The sequence below is a fragment of the Clostridium sp. genome, from assembly GCF_016650035.1.
Classification (GTDB): Bacteria; Bacillota; Clostridia; order Clostridiales; family Clostridiaceae; genus Clostridium_AD.
The window spans coordinates 1-15,909 of sequence record NZ_JAENWM010000089.1 but is presented as its reverse complement, the minus strand read 5'-3'; the positions used below and the strand labels follow the sequence as shown (position 1 = coordinate 15,909).

The following is a 15,909-nucleotide window of genomic DNA, read 5'->3' as shown; positions in this document are numbered from 1 at the left end:
TTAAACATTTCTCCTTTTTAATTATATTAAGATTTAAGAGCTGATTTACTTTATATGCCTAAAAAGGTAATGTTTTAATCATATTAAATCTTGTTGTTGCTGATTTTGCAATCTCAACTTCTTAATAATAGCATACATATTTCCAATGTGCAATACTTTTTTAGTTTTTTTCAAATAATGTTTTTATTTGTTATTTCTAGATATTGCCAAATTAATGGTCTCTTTAACAAGATCTATTGCTTGTAGTTTACTATGTCCTTTATGTTTAATCTCTTCTTCTTCTTTTCTTGCTACTGCCCTAAATGGATATTCTTTCTCATTGTTTTCTATAACTTCAATTGCGTAACCTCTATATTCTTCCATATTCCACCTCTTATTATTTATTTAAAATTTTGTTCATAATTCTATACTTTACATATATCATTTAAAACTAAACTGTAATTTTATTTAACTTAAAGCTTTCTTGGAATTCAACATTTCGTTTACTAATACTAATTTTCCATATATTTTTCCTTTTTTGTCCTCCCTCTCTTATAAAACTATTATAACACATTTAGAATAATTTGAATATTCTTTTATTGGATTTAGTTTTAATCTTCTTTTCTATGTTTCTTTTTTACTATTTTAAGCCTAAAGAAATCTTCTCTTTCTTTTTCCTCTAAAACTTCTGTAACATACTTCACTATTCCCTCATATTTAGGAATTTGTATATTTTGAAGTGCATTGGCTCTCTTTTGAGTCTTCTTTACTTCCATAGCTAATCTATACACGGCATTTTCTACTTCTGCAAGCTCGTAGGTTAAATATTTAACTCCATTAAACTCTTTCATTGATTCATCAATGGAAGCACTACTTCTATAAAACCCATATTTCGGCTCTATATCTCTTCTTTCAAAAATAATTTTAGGAACTTCTACTCCCATAACACTTCTAAATAAAATTTCATAGTCTTTAGCCTCTTCTACTGCCATAGCTATGTCCTCTATGTTTATTATTCCAGTGTTTATATTTGCATATTCTAGAGCTTTGTATGCCTTTCCGAAAACTATATTTACCTGATTTTGAAGTTCACGTGCCTTATCAACATAAGACATCATTTCTCTTATAAGCACATTTCTTTTTTTATCCAATAACTCAAAGCCTTTTTTAGAAAAATCCAAAGAACTTTTGGCAGCCATTAACGTAGATTTAGTAGGTGCAAAATTCTCCATATTACTCTACCACTTTTTTATAATATTTATCTAGAATCTCAGGTGAAACCCTATCTAATTCATTTTTAGGCAATATACCAAGAATCTCCCATGCTAAATCTAAAGTTTCTGACATATCCCTGTTTTCATCATAATTTTGTTTTAAAAACTTTTCCTCAAACGCTCTACCAAAATCCATGTATATTTTATCTATTTCCGACAGTTCATCTTCTCCTATAACTTGAGATAGGGCCATTACGTCCTGTACCCTAGAGTAAGCTGCAAATATTTGATTTGACACATCTGCATGATCTTCTCTAGTAAATCCGGCGCCAATACCATCTTTCATAAGTCTAGAAAGCGATGGTAGGATGTTAACTGGTGGATATATATCTCTGTGCTGAAGACCTCTACTTAAAACAATTTGCCCCTCAGTTATAAACCCTGTAAGATCTGGTACAGGATGCGTTATATCATCATTAGGCATACTTAATATAGGTATTTGTGTTATACTTCCTTCTTTTCCCTTCATCATCCCAGCTCTTTCATAAAGCGACGCTAAATCCGAATATAAATATCCTGGATAGCCCTTTCTACTTGGCACTTCTTCTTTTAAGGATGAAAGTTCTCGAAGAGCTTCACAATAATTTGTCATATCAGTAAGTATTACAAGTACATGCATATTCTCTTCAAAGGCTAAATATTCTGCAGCAGTTAAAGCACATCTTGGAGTTATTATTCTCTCCACTATAGGATCCTCTGCTAAATTTATATACATAACCACCTTTTCAAGCACTCCCGCTTCTTCAAAGCTTTTCTTGAAAAAGTTTGCATCATCATACTTTATGCCCATAGCTGCAAACACTATACAAAAATTCTCATCCGCATCACCGGAAATTTTTGCTTGCCTTACGATTTGTGCTGCTAGCTCATTATGAGCAATACCATTCCCAGAAAATATCGGAAGCTTTTGTCCTCTAATTAATGTAGCAAGGCAATCAATAGACGAAATCCCTGTTTGTATATAGTCCCTAGGGTATCTTCTAGCTACTGGGTTCATAGGTCTTCCATTTACATCATATTTTTTTGAAGAATAAACCTCTCCACCATTATCCTTTGCTTCACCTATTCCGTTAAATTCTCTACCTAATATATCCTTTGTAACCGCTATTTTAAATGATTCACCTTTAAAATGTACTGAAGTATTATCCACTGACATTCCAGTTGTTGTTTCAAAAACTTGGATTATGGCCTTATCTTTATGAATTTGAACAACCTTTCCTTTTTTCTTATACTTTCCATCAACCAATATATCAACGATTTCATCATAGGCTACATTTTCCACGTTAGAAAGTATAATTAAAGGTCCTTGGATTTTATTTAACATTAGATATTCTTTTTTCATATTGGACCTCCTTACAAGTATATACCCAGCTTATTTATATTTTTTTATAAGTCCATCAAAATAATTCACCAATTCCTGCTCTATTTCATCTATTAGCGAAAGCTTATCGTTTGGCACATTATATTTCATTTTATAAAGTTTTTCCATTAACTCCTTTTCAATTATAATAGAAATAGGTATTCCTACTTTTACCGCTCTCCTACCATTATCATATAAGGATTCTATAACTTTAAGCATCTTATACTGTTTATCTAAAGGTGCAAAAGCATCGATAGCATTGTAAGCATTTTGTTGTAAAAATGCTATTTTTAGGCACTTGGCTACCTCTATAATAAGCCTTTGATCATCAGGAAGCACGTCCTCGCCAACCAGTTTAACTATTTCAAGAAGTTTATCTTCTTCATATAAAAGCTTAAGCATCTTTGCTCTTAACCCAAATATATCCTCAGCCACGTTTTCCTCATACCAATCCTTTAAAAGTGATAAGTATCCACTATAACTAGATAACCAGTTTATTGCTGGATAATGTCTTGCATAAGCTAATTTTTTATCTAGCCCTAAAAACACAGAAACGAACCTTTTTGTATTTTGAGTAACAGGTTCTGAAAAATCCCCGCCCGCAGGGGACACTGCACCAATTACAGTAACAGAACCTTCGCTGCCGTTTAAATTTTCAACATAACCCGCTCTTTCATAAAACTCTGCAATTCTTGAAGGCAGATATGCAGGATACCCTTCTTCAGCTGGCATTTCTTCAAGTCTTCCAGATATTTCACGTAGTGCCTCTGCCCATCTTGAAGTGGAGTCTGCCATTATAGCAACATGATATCCCATATCCCTAAAATATTCTGCTATAGTTATACCGGTATAAATACTTGCTTCTCTTGCAGCTACAGGCATATTTGACGTATTAGCTATAAGCACAGTCCTATTCATAAGAGGTAAATCCGTTCTAGGGTCTATAAGTTTTGGAAATTCTTCTAAAACTTCTGTCATTTCATTTCCTCTTTCTCCACAGCCAATGTACACTATAATATCAGCATCAGACCACTTTGCAAGCTGATGTTGAGTTATAGTTTTCCCCGTGCCAAACCCTCCAGGAATAGCACATGTTCCGCCCTTAGCCAAAGGAAAGAATGTATCTATTATTCTTTGCCCCGTAATAAGAGGTTTAAAAATAGTTTTTTTCTCTTTTACTGGTCTTGGATTTCTTACAGGCCAATATTGATAAAGCTTAAGTTCATGATTTGTTTCACCCTGCTTAAGCACAACTACTGTAGTTTCTATATTGTACTTTCCATTTTGTTCTACCGAAATTACAGTTCCAAAGGACCCTTGTGGAACCATTAGCTTATGGACAATAGATTCAGTTTCCTGAACTGTTGCATATACATCCCCTTCTTTTAATTCATCTCCAGCCTCAGCTGTAATATCCACATCCCAAAGTTTTTCTTCATCTATAGAAATAAGCCCTATACCTTCTGGTATAAATCCATAGGATATCTCATTTATTTTCTCTAGTGGTCTCTGAATCCCATCGAATATGTTTCCAAGTATTCCTGGTCCAAGTTTAAGAGAAAGAGTACTACCAGTTGAAATTACAGGTTCACCTATCATAAGTCCACTAGTTTCCTCATAAACTTGAATAGTTGCGTTATCTTCTTCTAGTATTATAATTTCACCGATAAGCTTCCTCTCGCCAACCATAACCATTCCTCTCATTTTAAAGCCCTTCATGTGCTCAGCTTTTATAACTGGCCCGTTTACTCCTATTATATTTCCTTCCATGTGTTTTCCCTCCCTGATTCCTACGCCAGCATTTCCATAACTCTAACACCTATTAATTCTTTACTGTCCTGTAATTTTGACTCTATACTATTATCTATTTTAAATTTCCCTTCAAAATCTTTTACAACTACACCACCTATAAAGTCTACCTCTGAAATCAAAATTTTAACATTTAAATTATGGTATTCACTGATTACAGCCTGGATGTCACTGTTAAATTTTTCGTTATCCCTTTTAAGTACAACAATATAGTAGTTTCCCTTATCTATTTCCTTTAATGTTTTTTGCAGCGCATTTATGAAATATAATTTATATTCCGGTAAACCTACAAATTGTACAAGCTTTTTACGTACATTTTCTAGAGTATCACAAATGAGCTTATCCTTTAGAAATAAAATTTCTCTATGCTTATTAAGCCTTTCTTTTGCCACTATACCATTTGCTTTAGAATTAGATTTTTTTGTAACTTCTATTTGGAGATTTCGTCTTAGTTCATCTATTTTTTCTTTTTCTACATCTAATTTTTTTTCAATTTCACTATTCAAAGCCTCTACCTTTTCATTTTTTTCTTCATTTACCTTGTCATATATTATTTTAGAAAATAAACTTATCTTATCTTCAATGGTGGTCATAGCCTAACCTCCTGTAAATTCATATACTAAAAGTATATGATTATATTTTAAGTCCTATAGCCTCTTTAACATATCTTAATATAGAGTCGCTACCCTTACGCCAGCCATGCCTATCCGGAATTTCTACTATAAGAGGTCTTTCTTTTGACAATTTAATTTTATTTACTTCATCTGGAATTAAAAGAGCAATTATCTCTGTTATTATTATTATCCCTATTTCATTGTTGTTTTTTAGTTGTTCAATTTTTTCTATTATTTCTTCTTTTTCATGGAGAACAACGCCTTCCATTCCTACCATCTTCATACCCACAAATGTATCAACATTATCACTTATTAAATAGCTTCTCATAGATCTCTCCTAAAATTATAATTTTGAAAGTATCATTATAGATATAATAAGTCCATATATAGCAATACCCTCCCCAAGACCAACAAATATAAGGGTTTTTCCAAGTATCTTAGGATCTTCAGATACAGCACCTAAAGCTGACGAACCAACTGCACCAACAGCATATCCTGCACCAATAGTTGCAAGACCTGTGGAAAGCCCCGCTGCTAAATATCCAAGACCAGCGGCTGGATTTGCTGCAACTGTTCCTGCAGCATTTGCTACACTTGGAATATTCACAATAAGTGCTCCTGTCATTACTGGTATAAAGACACCTAGGTTTATTTTTAGTGCTTTTTTAATTTTTTGTTTACCCAAAATATCAATCTTACTTTGCTTTACCACTCCGTAAGTAATTGTCACTATAACAACACAAAATGTTAACATTAATAATATAGTCATAATTATTATTCCTCCTCCAATATCTCTTTGATAAATATAAGCCCTTAGTTTGTTAATATATATTACTTAAACGTTATCTTCACAGGTTCAAAATCAACCCCGCCACCTTCATAATACTTACTGAATAATTCATAATATTCTAGTCTTAATCCTTGTATAAATACTATGAGCCCTTCAAGACATATAATTATCACGTTTCCAAGTATAAGTATTAGTATTGAAGCAAATCCACTTTTAGTCATTGAAGCCAAGGCAGAGAATGCCATAAATAGCCCCACGTGATTTAGGGCAAATGCCCCTACTCTTATAAATGAAAGTGTATTAGAAAACATAGCGAGTAGTGTTTCTACCACCTCAAAACTTGACTCTATAAAATAGTCCTTTGCGCCAGCTTCAAATAATACTTTTTTCCCTAAAATCATATTAGCTAGTGGCTCCTTTAGTAATATCAGAAGCAAAAAGAAAATAAAATATACTATCCAAATTCCTATTGGTAATAGAGGAGTTTCATAAATTATAGATACTATTAGTATTAAAGCTCCAATATAGAACATAAAACCAGCGAGTCCCTCTTTGCCAAAAAAACCTCGTTCTATATCTTTTCGTCTTAGGCTATTGGTAATTCCTAGTACAAAACCTATAAGGAGGAAACCAGTTCCAAATATTATAGCGCCAATTAATACATCATTAATATTATCCATTGGTCTAATTAAAAGGGCCGAAATTACTTGCTCAGATCCAAATACACTTCCATATAGAAACCCAAATATTACAGAACTTAATCCCAGTCTTTGGAAAATACCGCCCATATTGCTCTTATCCATTTTCATATTTATAAGGAAACCTGCTAAAAGTAATATTAACCCTTGCCCTACATCTCCAAACATAGCTCCAAACATTAGAATATATGTTATTGCCATAAACGTAGTTGGATCAATTTCATCATAGCTAGGAACCCCATACATATAAACCATGCTCTCAAAAGGTTTGAACAATTTATTGTTTTTAAGCATTGTTGGTGGAGTTATAACTTTATTAGTTCTTTGATTAGGCTCTTTTTTAATAATTAATATTCTATCATTAAAACCAAGCAATAACTTATAAATCCTATCCATAAAACTTTTAGGTATCCACCCTGAAAGATAAAAAAATTCATTTGTGCAAGCTGCTGTCCTCTTTATTCCCTCGGATTTTCTCTCTAGCTCATAACTGTTTTCTAGATTTTTTATAGTTTCATAATTATCGTTTAGAAAATCTTGAATTTCTTTTTTAATTGCAACTGTAGAATTTTTAACATTATTTATTTCTTCCTGCACAACTACTGTAACTTCCCTCGGAATCCCTTTATAATGAGTAGGCATGAAAATTTCCTCACAATTTGCAGATTTAAAAATTCTTTCAGTTTCTGCTATTAAGAGTATTGGTGTAAATGCTATGAACATAACAAAGTCTTTTCCCTTGTTCACAGTTTCAATTACTGAAGGTATATTTTCATAATTTGCTTTTAGCTTAAGCATGTTTTGCTCAGGAACTTTGTATAACCCAACTTTAAAATTCTTCATAGTGATAATCTCTTCAATTGGAATAGATACACTCTTTAAGAATTCCAAAGCATCATAAGTATTCTTAAGATCTTGTTCCTTTTGTATTAAATCCTCAAATTTAGTGTTCAAAACCATGTATTCGTCATATACTTCAGATAATTCACACTCTACCCTATCAAAATCAAAAATCATCTTTTTGCTGTATTCCTTATTTATGACATAATTCTTTTGAATCTCTGAAAGTTTTTCAATCTGTTTTAAACTTATATTATAATCTTTATCATATAAGTATGGTCTTATATAGTTTACATCCATTAAAGCTTCTATATTATCCACGGAAGTTTTAAGTACAAAGTCTGATGAATTTATTTCTTGCAACGCACTTACTGGCTGCATACAGCCTTCTATTGCTAACATTTTAGTTAATTTATCAAAATCTGTAATTGCCCCAACTAAATTAACCATATGCATTTTTTCTATAGCCACAAACATCACCTCCTATGTTTCTTTTGTATCTAAAATTTATAACGTGACAGATATATAATTTATACCTTCATTCATATCAATGTTATATCTTTTCTGTTCTATTATAGATATAATATCTCTGGTTTCAATTCTATAAAACATAAGAAAACCCATAACCACGCTGATATTAGTCTTGTTTTGTGTAAGGAACTTTTTAAAATATTTTTTTTCAAATTCCCTACGTCGCTTTTCTATAACATTAGGATCATCTTTCTCATATAACGATGCATAAGGTGTTTTTTTTATTATGTCATGAAACTCTTCCATATTATTTATATAACAAAGATTCCTAAGATCCTCCTTTGAAAGCTTAAAACCATTAAATATAATATAATTGAATAATTCCTCTGGAGGTATTTTGTAGAAAGTCTTCCCTCTATATATCCATCCTAAATTTAAAAGATCTGCTTCTACTCCTATAATGTTACTCACCACTGCTTGATTTTCAGCATCTAAATTCTTTAATTCGCGCCGTATAGATGAAAAATAAACAAAGTCAAGTTCTGTTTCAATCCTAAAAAGTCCTTTTTCACTTGTGACATCGACTAAATTTCTTAAGTGCTTATAATAAATACTGCCTTTTAGTCCATCTATTACATCTTCTACAGTCTTAAGTGTTAATAAAGAGTCATATTTTATTGTATTTAATGGACTTCTTGCAATTAGCTTACTTTCAATTTCGCCTCCACTACGTCCTAAGTATTTGCCTCTAATAATTACCTTTAAATCTTCTATTTCCCATCTTAGGAATAGTGCTTTTATGAGTTTCCTATATTCACCATCAAAATAATTTATAAATTTACTATAAATACTTATAAAGTGCCTATCCAAAACGATCTCTAGATTCTCCCTATGAATATTCTCTAAGTTATATTCTGCAAAAAGTTTGCCATAATTAGTTTCCTCCTTTATTACTTTAACAGCACTTTTAAAGTCTTTACACTCAAGTAATTTTAAATACTGAGCAGTGCTAAGCATCTTTCCCAACATAGCCTTCACTTTAGTATTTACAGCACTAAACTTAACAACACTTCCCATATATTTTCACTCCTATAGTGACTTTATTATTTTATTAAATACTTCATCTATAAGCTCTAGTTTATTACCTTGATATTTTTTATTAATATTATTTAATCCTTCTTCTTTCTCTTTTCTTATATTTACAGCTTTATGCTCCGCCTCTAATAATTTTTCATTTGCTATAACGTTCTTAATATTTTTAGACTCTTCTTGAAATGCATCTCTCATATCCACTATTGTAGTTTCGAGTTCGCCTTGTTTTTGTTTTAGCAGTTCATATATTCCCTTCCTATAATTTTCAGCATCCTTATCTATACTCATTATTTTGTTCATTGCAAATTCCAAAACCTCACCTCCAATATTGGTAATTTAAATTCAATATATAATTCCATATTATTCTATAGTTATCAATAATAACTATCCTTTCATTATATCCTTTTAAAATAATGTTGTCTAAATCGTTTTCAGTCATAATATAACCATTGTGGAATGTAAACGACCGTTAACTCAATATATTTTGCAATAGCTAACTCTAACTGCGTATATCTCTTATTTGTGCCTAATATATATCTACTTTTAATAAAGATTTTCCTTTTTATTATTTAAGGGGTATAGTATAATGATGTACTAATAAGAAATGAATTTTTAAGGAGGTCATTATGAAGGATGATATAAAAGTAATTGAAGCTAACACATTAAGATATCTATATGAAAATAGAGCTTCATCCCCACAAAGTGTTGCAAAAATAAAGTTAGGAATTGATTTAGGCAAGGGCAAAGGTGATATTAGATTATTTAAAGCTTCTCTCGAATCTCTAATTATAAAAAAGTTTATAAAAAAACAAGAAGACAGAGGAAATTATAAAATTGAGCTTAATGGAATAGAATTTATTGAAGAGGCTTCAAAAGAAGCTTAGATATTTACTTATTAAGATTTAAGTCAATGTTTATGGGGGTGGGGTATTAATGGTTGAAATTCTAAAATTTATTGTTGCAATCATAAATGAATTACACGATTTATTGACAAATGTTTTTCCATCATTTGGAACGCATTCAAGTGACAAAGAGCTTCATTTTATTGTTATTGGCATAGTTGGTATGTTTATTTATATTGTAGTTGATAAGCTATTTAAGATTATGTCAAAATACAGTATTTCTATTTTATCTTTTATATATACATTTACAGTGCTCATAGTTATTGTTTTTGCTATCGAGATAATGCAGAAGATTACTAAAAGCGGCAATATGGAATTTTTAGATATAGTGGCAGGTTTATGGGGATTTATAGCATTCTTTTTTGTTTACACTGTGTTATATAATTTAATTCGCTATATTACAAAGATTATAAAAAAGCACAACCATAAAAGAACAGAAAATATATAATATATAAAGCACTCAAATAATAGATTTTGAGTGCTTTATATATTTTTTACCGCAATATGTTAAATATCATTATCTTCCTATAAACATCTGTGTCCAATATAACGTACCATCAGACTTCTTAGCTAAACCCACGCCTATCTCAGTGAAGTTCTTGCTTAAAATATTTGCTCTATGCCCAGGGGAGTTCATCCAGCCATTCATTACTTCTGTTGCTGTTCTCTGACCGTAAGCAATATTCTCTCCTGCAGCACTGAATCTAATGCCAAAATCTTTCATCATAACAAAAGGTGAACCATAGGTTGGAGATTGATGAGAAAAATACTTCTTATCTATCATATCTTGTGACTTATATCTAGCCACTCTTGATAGTTGCCAATTAAGTTTTAAAGGAGCGAGACCTATTTTTCCCCTTTCAGTGTTTACCATTATCGCTACTTGCTTTTCTATTGTCTTAACTTCTGCTAAATTTGGTACTTTTACTATTTGACTCGGGTATATCAAGTTAGGATTAGCAATCTGAGGATTAGCAGTTATAATCTCTGATACTCCAATTTTATATTTCTCACATATTCTCCATAAACTATCACCAGATTTAACTGTGTAATTAAAAGTAGGAAAAACTTGAGCAGATGCAATAGAACCTACAAACGTTGATGTTAAAATACCTAAAGATAATAATATAGCTTTTAAATTTTTATTCATTTTATGATTCTCCCTTCATATTATAGTTATAGTTTTACTTTCATACTAATATATTGTTTCACTTAAATTAAGTTCTATCCAACCAAATTCTACAAAAAATAAAAACGGCCCAGAATACATAAAATTATGTATCTAGGCCGTAATATGTCTATTTAATTGGCGGGAATATGTGTGAATCGAACACACCCATCGTGGTATTAGCACGACAACACAGTTTTGAAGACTGGCAGGCACACCAGCACCTATCTACTCCCATTAACAGTATTAAGTATAGCATATCTTATTACTATATTCAACAACTTTTTAACTTTACTTATACAATATCCTATCATTTTCTACTCTTTTCGTCAATTTTATACCATCAAAATGCTCTAAAAGAGCTACTGAAAATTTTCTACTTGTATTGAATACGTCTCTAGCTGTGGATGCAGATATGCTAGCATTTTCCTTAATGTAATTATATACTATTTGTTTTGAGTTTTCATAATGCTCTTTTGTAAAAATACAATCTTCGGCTATTTTTATTAACTCTCCATTATCCATAAGCGAATCAAACACCATTTTAAAATTCTTTTTGTCCTTTTCGCTTGTTGCTAAGTCATTATACTTAGGGGTATTGTAACACCCTTCATGGTAAGCCTTCATAATGGTATTTCTCAATTTTTCCTGCTCACTTGTATATTGTATCCTAAAATCATATAAAGATACATTCTTTTCATGAATTTTTATAACATTTCTAGTATGCAAAAGCATTAATATTTCGTCATAGGTTTTTTGCTTTATATTTTTTCCGAAAATTTTATTTTTTATTTCCTCTTTTGGCATTCCAGCCTTAAGCGGATTTTCATTATGATACACTAATAAAATTTTCTCGATATCATCTATCTTTTGCCTTATAAAATTCTTATGTATGTATATTGTCTTATCTAAGGCTGTTAACCTTATTATCCTATTGTCCTCTACTAGTGTTTGTAATTTCTCTTCTATATCTTGTTCATTTTTACCTAATGCTTTTAAAATTATAGTAACATCTGGGTAGTTTCCACTTAGTTTACTAAGAGTATTTTCTAAAATGTTTTCAGTTTCCCCACTTTCTTTGATTTTAAGATCTTCAATGTACTTTTGCTCAAACCTTTTAGCCTTATCCGCAGATGGTTCAATTATAGTTCCACCAGCTATAGTATACATGGGCGAATAGCTTCTAAGGACATATTTATCATTCCTTTGAGCGTTTATTGGCTGCTCTAGTCTTAATTGCACATAAGCATTTTCTCCTGGCGCTATCTCTTCCCTATCTAGTATAACTACTCTACAAAGAATTTCATCTGTTCCATGATATAATCTAACTCTCTGCCTATTAACTAGTGGTTTTTCTGCACTTTTTAGATAATACAGCGAGCAATCTATTGAATAAGAAGGCTCCATTATGTTTACCCTAGAAACTACGTTTCCGCGGCTTATTTCACTTAGTTTTATATTAGCTAGGTTTATAGCACATCTTTGTCCTGCTTCTCCAAACCCGCAAGGCTTATCATGAATATGAATACCCCGAACCTTTGTAACTACTTTTGATGGATATACTTCTACAGTATCTCCTACCTGCACTCTTCCACTTATTATTGTTCCAGTTACTACCGTACCAAATCCACTTACAGAAAACACTCTATCCACAGGTAACCTAAAATGATCTTCGGTATCTTTAGCCTCCACTTCTTCTGTAATTTTGTCTATATCATAAATAAGCCCCTGAAATCCCGTTTTAGTTTTGGAGGATACTGCATGAATAGGTGCATCTTCTAAAAATGTACCTTTAAATTCTTCCTCGATATCAGAAGTGATCATATCAATCCATTCCTGGTCCACTAGATCTGCTTTTGTAAGCACTATGATTCCTTTTTTAACATTTAATAATTGTAGTATTTCAAAATGCTCTCTAGTTTGAGGCATAATCCCTTCATCTGCTGCTATTACAAGGAGCACCGCATCTATACTACTTATTCCTGCTAACATATTCTTAATAAATTTTTCATGACCTGGAACATCAATAATTCCAGCCCTTCTTCCGGAGGGCAAATCAAAATAGGTGAATCCTAAATTTATAGAAATCCCTCTATCCTTTTCCTCTTTTAAAGTATCCGTTTCTCTACCCGTTAATGTTTTAATTAAAGTTGTCTTTCCATGATCTATATGGCCTGCCGTACCTATAATAATATGTTTCATTAAAACAGCTCCCTTTTTTACATTTCACTAAAAGCTTCAGTAATAATTTCATAATCCTCTTGGAATAAAGTCCTAAGATCCATAAGCACTTCGTTATTATTAATTCTTACAATTATAGCTACTTTGTTCATCCTTAATCTCTCTTCTATTTGCTGTGCTGTAAAAATGTCACTTTTTACTTTAATAACGTATGTTTCCATTTTCTCAGTAGGCATGGAGCCCCCACCTACCATTGAATAATCAACATCTATCATAAAAGTGAATTTAGACCTTTTATTTTGGAGCTTTCTCTTTAGTTTTTGTGCTCTTTTTTTAAGTTCTGTAATTGGGCACAAAAGCATCATTAGTGTTGGTATGTTTTTAATAGCTTCTGCTTCTTCTAAATAATGCACAAGCGTACCCTCTAAAGCTGCCAAAGTCATTTTATCTATTCTAAGCGCTCTAGTTAACTGATTCTTCTTCATTTTATCAATATATTTAGCTTTGCCCACTATAATTCCAGCTTGAGGACCTCCTAGCATCTTGTCTCCACTAAACGTTACTACATCTAGTCCTTTTCTTATACTTTCCTGAACTGTGGGTTCATATTGAAGTCCATATTTAACATAATCTATTAAGACTCCACTTCCTATATCTTCAACTACCGGTATACCCTTTTCATTCCCTAGCTTTACTAACTCTTCTATAGATACTTCCTGTGTAAATCCCATAATTTTAAAATTAGAAGTGTGTATTTTTAACATTACTCCTGTATTTTCAGTAATATTATCTGCGTAGTCATATAAATGAGTTCTATTAGTGGTACCTACTTCTACCAATTTAGCTCCACTAAACTTCATAATTTCAGGAACTCTAAAGGAACCACCAATCTCCACTAATTGCCCTCTAGACACTATAGCTTCCTTTTCCCTACAAAGTGTATCTAACACAAGCATTACCGCTGCTGCGTTGTTATTTACCACCATTGCAGCCTCTGCACCAGTTGTTTTAATTAGAATGTCTTCTATATGTGAATATCTAGATCCTCTTTTACCTTTTTCTATATCATATTCGAGATTATTATAATTTCCAGAAACGTTAATTACCTGTTCAATAGCATTTTTAGATAAAAGAGATCTTCCCAAATTTGTATGCACTACAATTCCAGTAGCATTTATAACCTTTTTAAGTTTTGGACTGTTCTTTTTATTTAATAATTTAATTGAATCAATAATTACCTGTTCTTTTGTAAATGATTCTATTTCATTTTTTAGGATTGCATTTCTATATGATTCTATAGTCTCTCTTATTGAATCTACTACAAGCCCTCTAATATTATTGCCTAACTGCTCTTTTATTGATTCTTCTTGAAGTAGTTCATCTATCTTAGGTAAATTTCTTAGTAATTCTATATTCATAATAATTAATCTCCCAGCATTTATTTTCTTAGTTAGATTACAATTATATACTTATCTTGCAAAGGTATTACTTCTCCAATAATTTTTGATTTTAATTCCAATTTATTTAACTTACTCATAAGCTTTTCTGCTTCTGCCTTTGTGCAAGATATCAAAAGCCCGCCTGAAGTTTGAGGATCAAATAAAATATCTTCAAACCATTCTGGTACATTCCTAAACTCATATTTTCCTTCTAAGTATGTCCTGTTATTATAACTGCCTTCAGGAACCAGACCTATCTTTGCATATTCTTTAGCCTCTTTTATATATGGTATTTGATCTTTTAATAATTTAAGGCTTACGTTTGACCCACTAGCCATTTCATAGCAGTGTCCCATTATCCCAAAACCTGTTATATCCGTACAAGCACTTATCTCATGTTCTATAATAATTTCTCCAGCATATTTATTTAATGTACTCATAACTTTAACCGCAATATCATAAGCCTCTTTTGATACCATTTCAGCTTTAATTGCTGTACTAATTATACCAGTACCCAAGGGTTTCGTTAAAATCAATACTTCTCCTACATTACAGCCATGATTTTTTAACACCTTATCTGGATGCACTATTCCCATCACCGATAGACCGTATTTAGGTTCATCATCCTGTACAGAATGTCCTCCTATTACCATTGCTCCTGCTTCTATTACTTTATCTGCACCACCTTTTAAAATCTCCCCAAGTACATCTATATTTAAACAATTAGGAAAGCATACTATATTTAGTGCTAAGGTCGGCTTCCCTCCCATAGCATACACGTCACTTAATGAATTTGCTGCTGCTATTTGTCCAAAGGTATAAGGATCATCTACAACCGGTGTAAAAAAGTCTAAAGTTTGAATAACTGCTATTTCATCACTTAGTTTATATACCGCTGCATCATCAGAAGTTTCAATCCCAACAATTAAGTTCTCATTTACCATTTTAGGCAATTCATCTAATATCTTTGCTAAGGCACCCGGCCCTATTTTAGCTGCTCAGCCAGATGTTTTTGAAAGCTCTGTAAGTCTCTTTTCCATATTGCCGCCTCCTTATAATCATGTTTAATAGATAAAATTATTTGTTATTATTAAATCTTCATAATAATTTTATACCATTAGTTACTTTATGTCTACCTTATCTATAAATTTGCAGAGCTGAAGCATGATTTTTTTTAAAAGCACTAATTTAACTTAAAATTATAAATTACTATTACTATTTGTGATTCGCAGATTTTTTTATATAATATTGCTGATAAAATAAGTTTCAATTCATTTTCATAGTTCACTTTT

At 31.5% G+C, this 15,909-nt stretch carries 16 protein-coding genes and 1 tRNA gene; 2 read left to right on the top strand and 15 right to left on the bottom strand.

Annotated features, from left to right (window positions below; translation table 11 throughout):
- Positions 1-183: 183 nt before the first annotated feature.
- The 10 genes from JJD95_RS16665 to JJD95_RS16620 all read right to left on the bottom strand — a co-directional run bounded on the left by JJD95_RS16665 (position 184) and on the right by JJD95_RS16620 (position 9,227).
- Complete coding sequence (locus tag JJD95_RS16665) at positions 184-363, bottom strand: hypothetical protein (RefSeq protein ID WP_291644144.1); 180 nt, start codon at positions 361-363, stop codon at positions 184-186.
- A 227-nt stretch (positions 364-590) separates the two neighbouring features.
- Positions 591-1,211 carry a V-type ATP synthase subunit D gene (locus JJD95_RS16660; protein WP_291644143.1) on the bottom strand — a complete coding sequence of 207 codons (621 nt, stop codon included), beginning with the start codon at positions 1,209-1,211 and terminating at the stop codon, positions 591-593.
- Between the two features lies 1 nt (position 1,212).
- Complete coding sequence (locus JJD95_RS16655) at positions 1,213-2,595, bottom strand: V-type ATP synthase subunit B (RefSeq protein WP_291644142.1); 1,383 nt, start codon at positions 2,593-2,595, stop codon at positions 1,213-1,215.
- Between the two features lie 30 nt (positions 2,596-2,625).
- Positions 2,626-4,383 carry a V-type ATP synthase subunit A gene (locus JJD95_RS16650; RefSeq protein WP_291644141.1) on the bottom strand — a complete coding sequence of 586 codons (1,758 nt, stop codon included), beginning with the start codon at positions 4,381-4,383 and terminating at the stop codon, positions 2,626-2,628.
- Positions 4,384-4,403: 20 nt separating this feature from the next.
- A complete protein-coding gene (locus JJD95_RS16645) occupies positions 4,404-5,015 on the bottom strand; it encodes a V-type ATP synthase subunit E (RefSeq protein ID WP_291644140.1) in 612 nt (203 codons plus the stop codon).
- 40 nt (positions 5,016-5,055) lie between these two features.
- Complete coding sequence (locus tag JJD95_RS16640; protein ID WP_291644139.1) at positions 5,056-5,364, bottom strand: V-type ATP synthase subunit F; 309 nt, start codon at positions 5,362-5,364, stop codon at positions 5,056-5,058.
- A gap of 15 nt (positions 5,365-5,379) precedes the next feature.
- Positions 5,380-5,805: an ATP synthase subunit C gene (locus tag JJD95_RS16635; protein ID WP_291644138.1), complete on the bottom strand. Its 426-nt coding sequence runs from the start codon at positions 5,803-5,805 to the stop codon at positions 5,380-5,382.
- A gap of 62 nt (positions 5,806-5,867) precedes the next feature.
- Positions 5,868-7,835 carry a V-type ATPase 116kDa subunit family protein gene (locus tag JJD95_RS16630; RefSeq protein ID WP_291644137.1) on the bottom strand — a complete coding sequence of 656 codons (1,968 nt, stop codon included), beginning with the start codon at positions 7,833-7,835 and terminating at the stop codon, positions 5,868-5,870.
- Positions 7,836-7,871: 36 nt separating this feature from the next.
- Entirely contained in the window at positions 7,872-8,912 is a 1,041-nt protein-coding gene (locus tag JJD95_RS16625; RefSeq protein ID WP_291644136.1) for a V-type ATPase subunit, read from the bottom strand.
- A gap of 12 nt (positions 8,913-8,924) precedes the next feature.
- Positions 8,925-9,227 carry a hypothetical protein gene (locus JJD95_RS16620; protein WP_291644135.1) on the bottom strand — a complete coding sequence of 101 codons (303 nt, stop codon included), beginning with the start codon at positions 9,225-9,227 and terminating at the stop codon, positions 8,925-8,927.
- 326 nt (positions 9,228-9,553) lie between these two features.
- Here JJD95_RS16620 and JJD95_RS16615 point away from each other — a divergent pair, with 326 nt between their 5' ends.
- Together JJD95_RS16615 and JJD95_RS16610 are read left to right on the top strand one after the other, a co-directional pair.
- Entirely contained in the window at positions 9,554-9,811 is a 258-nt protein-coding gene (locus tag JJD95_RS16615) for a hypothetical protein (protein ID WP_291644134.1), read from the top strand.
- Between the two features lie 49 nt (positions 9,812-9,860).
- On the top strand, positions 9,861-10,277 hold the full coding sequence (locus tag JJD95_RS16610; RefSeq protein ID WP_291644133.1) for a hypothetical protein: 417 nt from the start codon (positions 9,861-9,863) through the stop codon (positions 10,275-10,277).
- A 69-nt stretch (positions 10,278-10,346) separates the two neighbouring features.
- On the opposite strand, the gene JJD95_RS16605 is transcribed toward JJD95_RS16610, so the two are convergent.
- The 5 genes from JJD95_RS16605 to selD form a co-directional block, all read right to left on the bottom strand.
- Positions 10,347-10,979 (bottom strand): CAP domain-containing protein, encoded by a 633-nt coding sequence (locus JJD95_RS16605; RefSeq protein WP_291644132.1) that lies wholly within the window; start codon positions 10,977-10,979, stop codon positions 10,347-10,349.
- 157 nt (positions 10,980-11,136) lie between these two features.
- Positions 11,137-11,233: transfer RNA gene (locus JJD95_RS16600), tRNA-Sec, on the bottom strand.
- 55 nt (positions 11,234-11,288) lie between these two features.
- Entirely contained in the window at positions 11,289-13,199 is a 1,911-nt protein-coding gene (selB, locus tag JJD95_RS16595) for a selenocysteine-specific translation elongation factor (RefSeq protein ID WP_291644131.1), read from the bottom strand.
- A gap of 17 nt (positions 13,200-13,216) precedes the next feature.
- Positions 13,217-14,599, bottom strand: a complete 1,383-nt coding sequence (gene selA / locus JJD95_RS16590; protein WP_291644145.1) for an L-seryl-tRNA(Sec) selenium transferase — start codon at positions 14,597-14,599, stop codon at positions 13,217-13,219.
- Between the two features lie 29 nt (positions 14,600-14,628).
- Positions 14,629-15,657: a selenide, water dikinase SelD gene (gene selD / locus JJD95_RS16585; protein ID WP_291644130.1), complete on the bottom strand. Its 1,029-nt coding sequence runs from the start codon at positions 15,655-15,657 to the stop codon at positions 14,629-14,631.
- Positions 15,658-15,909: the final 252 nt, after the last annotated feature.

What these genes read in the sequence shown, in the direction of transcription:
- JJD95_RS16655 (WP_291644142.1), bottom strand. Translation starts at nt 2,595, where the DNA reads ATGAAAAAAGAATATCTAATGTTAAATAAAATCCAAGGACCTTTAATT.
- JJD95_RS16665 (WP_291644144.1), bottom strand. Translation starts at nt 363, where the DNA reads ATGGAAGAATATAGAGGTTACGCAATTGAAGTTATAGAAAACAATGAG.
- JJD95_RS16620 (WP_291644135.1), bottom strand. Translation starts at nt 9,227, where the DNA reads ATGAACAAAATAATGAGTATAGATAAGGATGCTGAAAATTATAGGAAG.
- JJD95_RS16615 (WP_291644134.1), top strand. Translation starts at nt 9,554, where the DNA reads ATGAAGGATGATATAAAAGTAATTGAAGCTAACACATTAAGATATCTA.
- JJD95_RS16645 (WP_291644140.1), bottom strand. Translation starts at nt 5,015, where the DNA reads ATGACCACCATTGAAGATAAGATAAGTTTATTTTCTAAAATAATATAT.
- JJD95_RS16625 (WP_291644136.1), bottom strand. Translation starts at nt 8,912, where the DNA reads ATGGGAAGTGTTGTTAAGTTTAGTGCTGTAAATACTAAAGTGAAGGCT.
- JJD95_RS16635 (WP_291644138.1), bottom strand. Translation starts at nt 5,805, where the DNA reads ATGACTATATTATTAATGTTAACATTTTGTGTTGTTATAGTGACAATT.
- JJD95_RS16610 (WP_291644133.1), top strand. Translation starts at nt 9,861, where the DNA reads ATGGTTGAAATTCTAAAATTTATTGTTGCAATCATAAATGAATTACAC.
- JJD95_RS16605 (WP_291644132.1), bottom strand. Translation starts at nt 10,979, where the DNA reads ATGAATAAAAATTTAAAAGCTATATTATTATCTTTAGGTATTTTAACA.
- selB (WP_291644131.1), bottom strand. Translation starts at nt 13,199, where the DNA reads ATGAAACATATTATTATAGGTACGGCAGGCCATATAGATCATGGAAAG.
- JJD95_RS16640 (WP_291644139.1), bottom strand. Translation starts at nt 5,364, where the DNA reads ATGAGAAGCTATTTAATAAGTGATAATGTTGATACATTTGTGGGTATG.
- JJD95_RS16660 (WP_291644143.1), bottom strand. Translation starts at nt 1,211, where the DNA reads ATGGAGAATTTTGCACCTACTAAATCTACGTTAATGGCTGCCAAAAGT.
- JJD95_RS16650 (WP_291644141.1), bottom strand. Translation starts at nt 4,383, where the DNA reads ATGGAAGGAAATATAATAGGAGTAAACGGGCCAGTTATAAAAGCTGAG.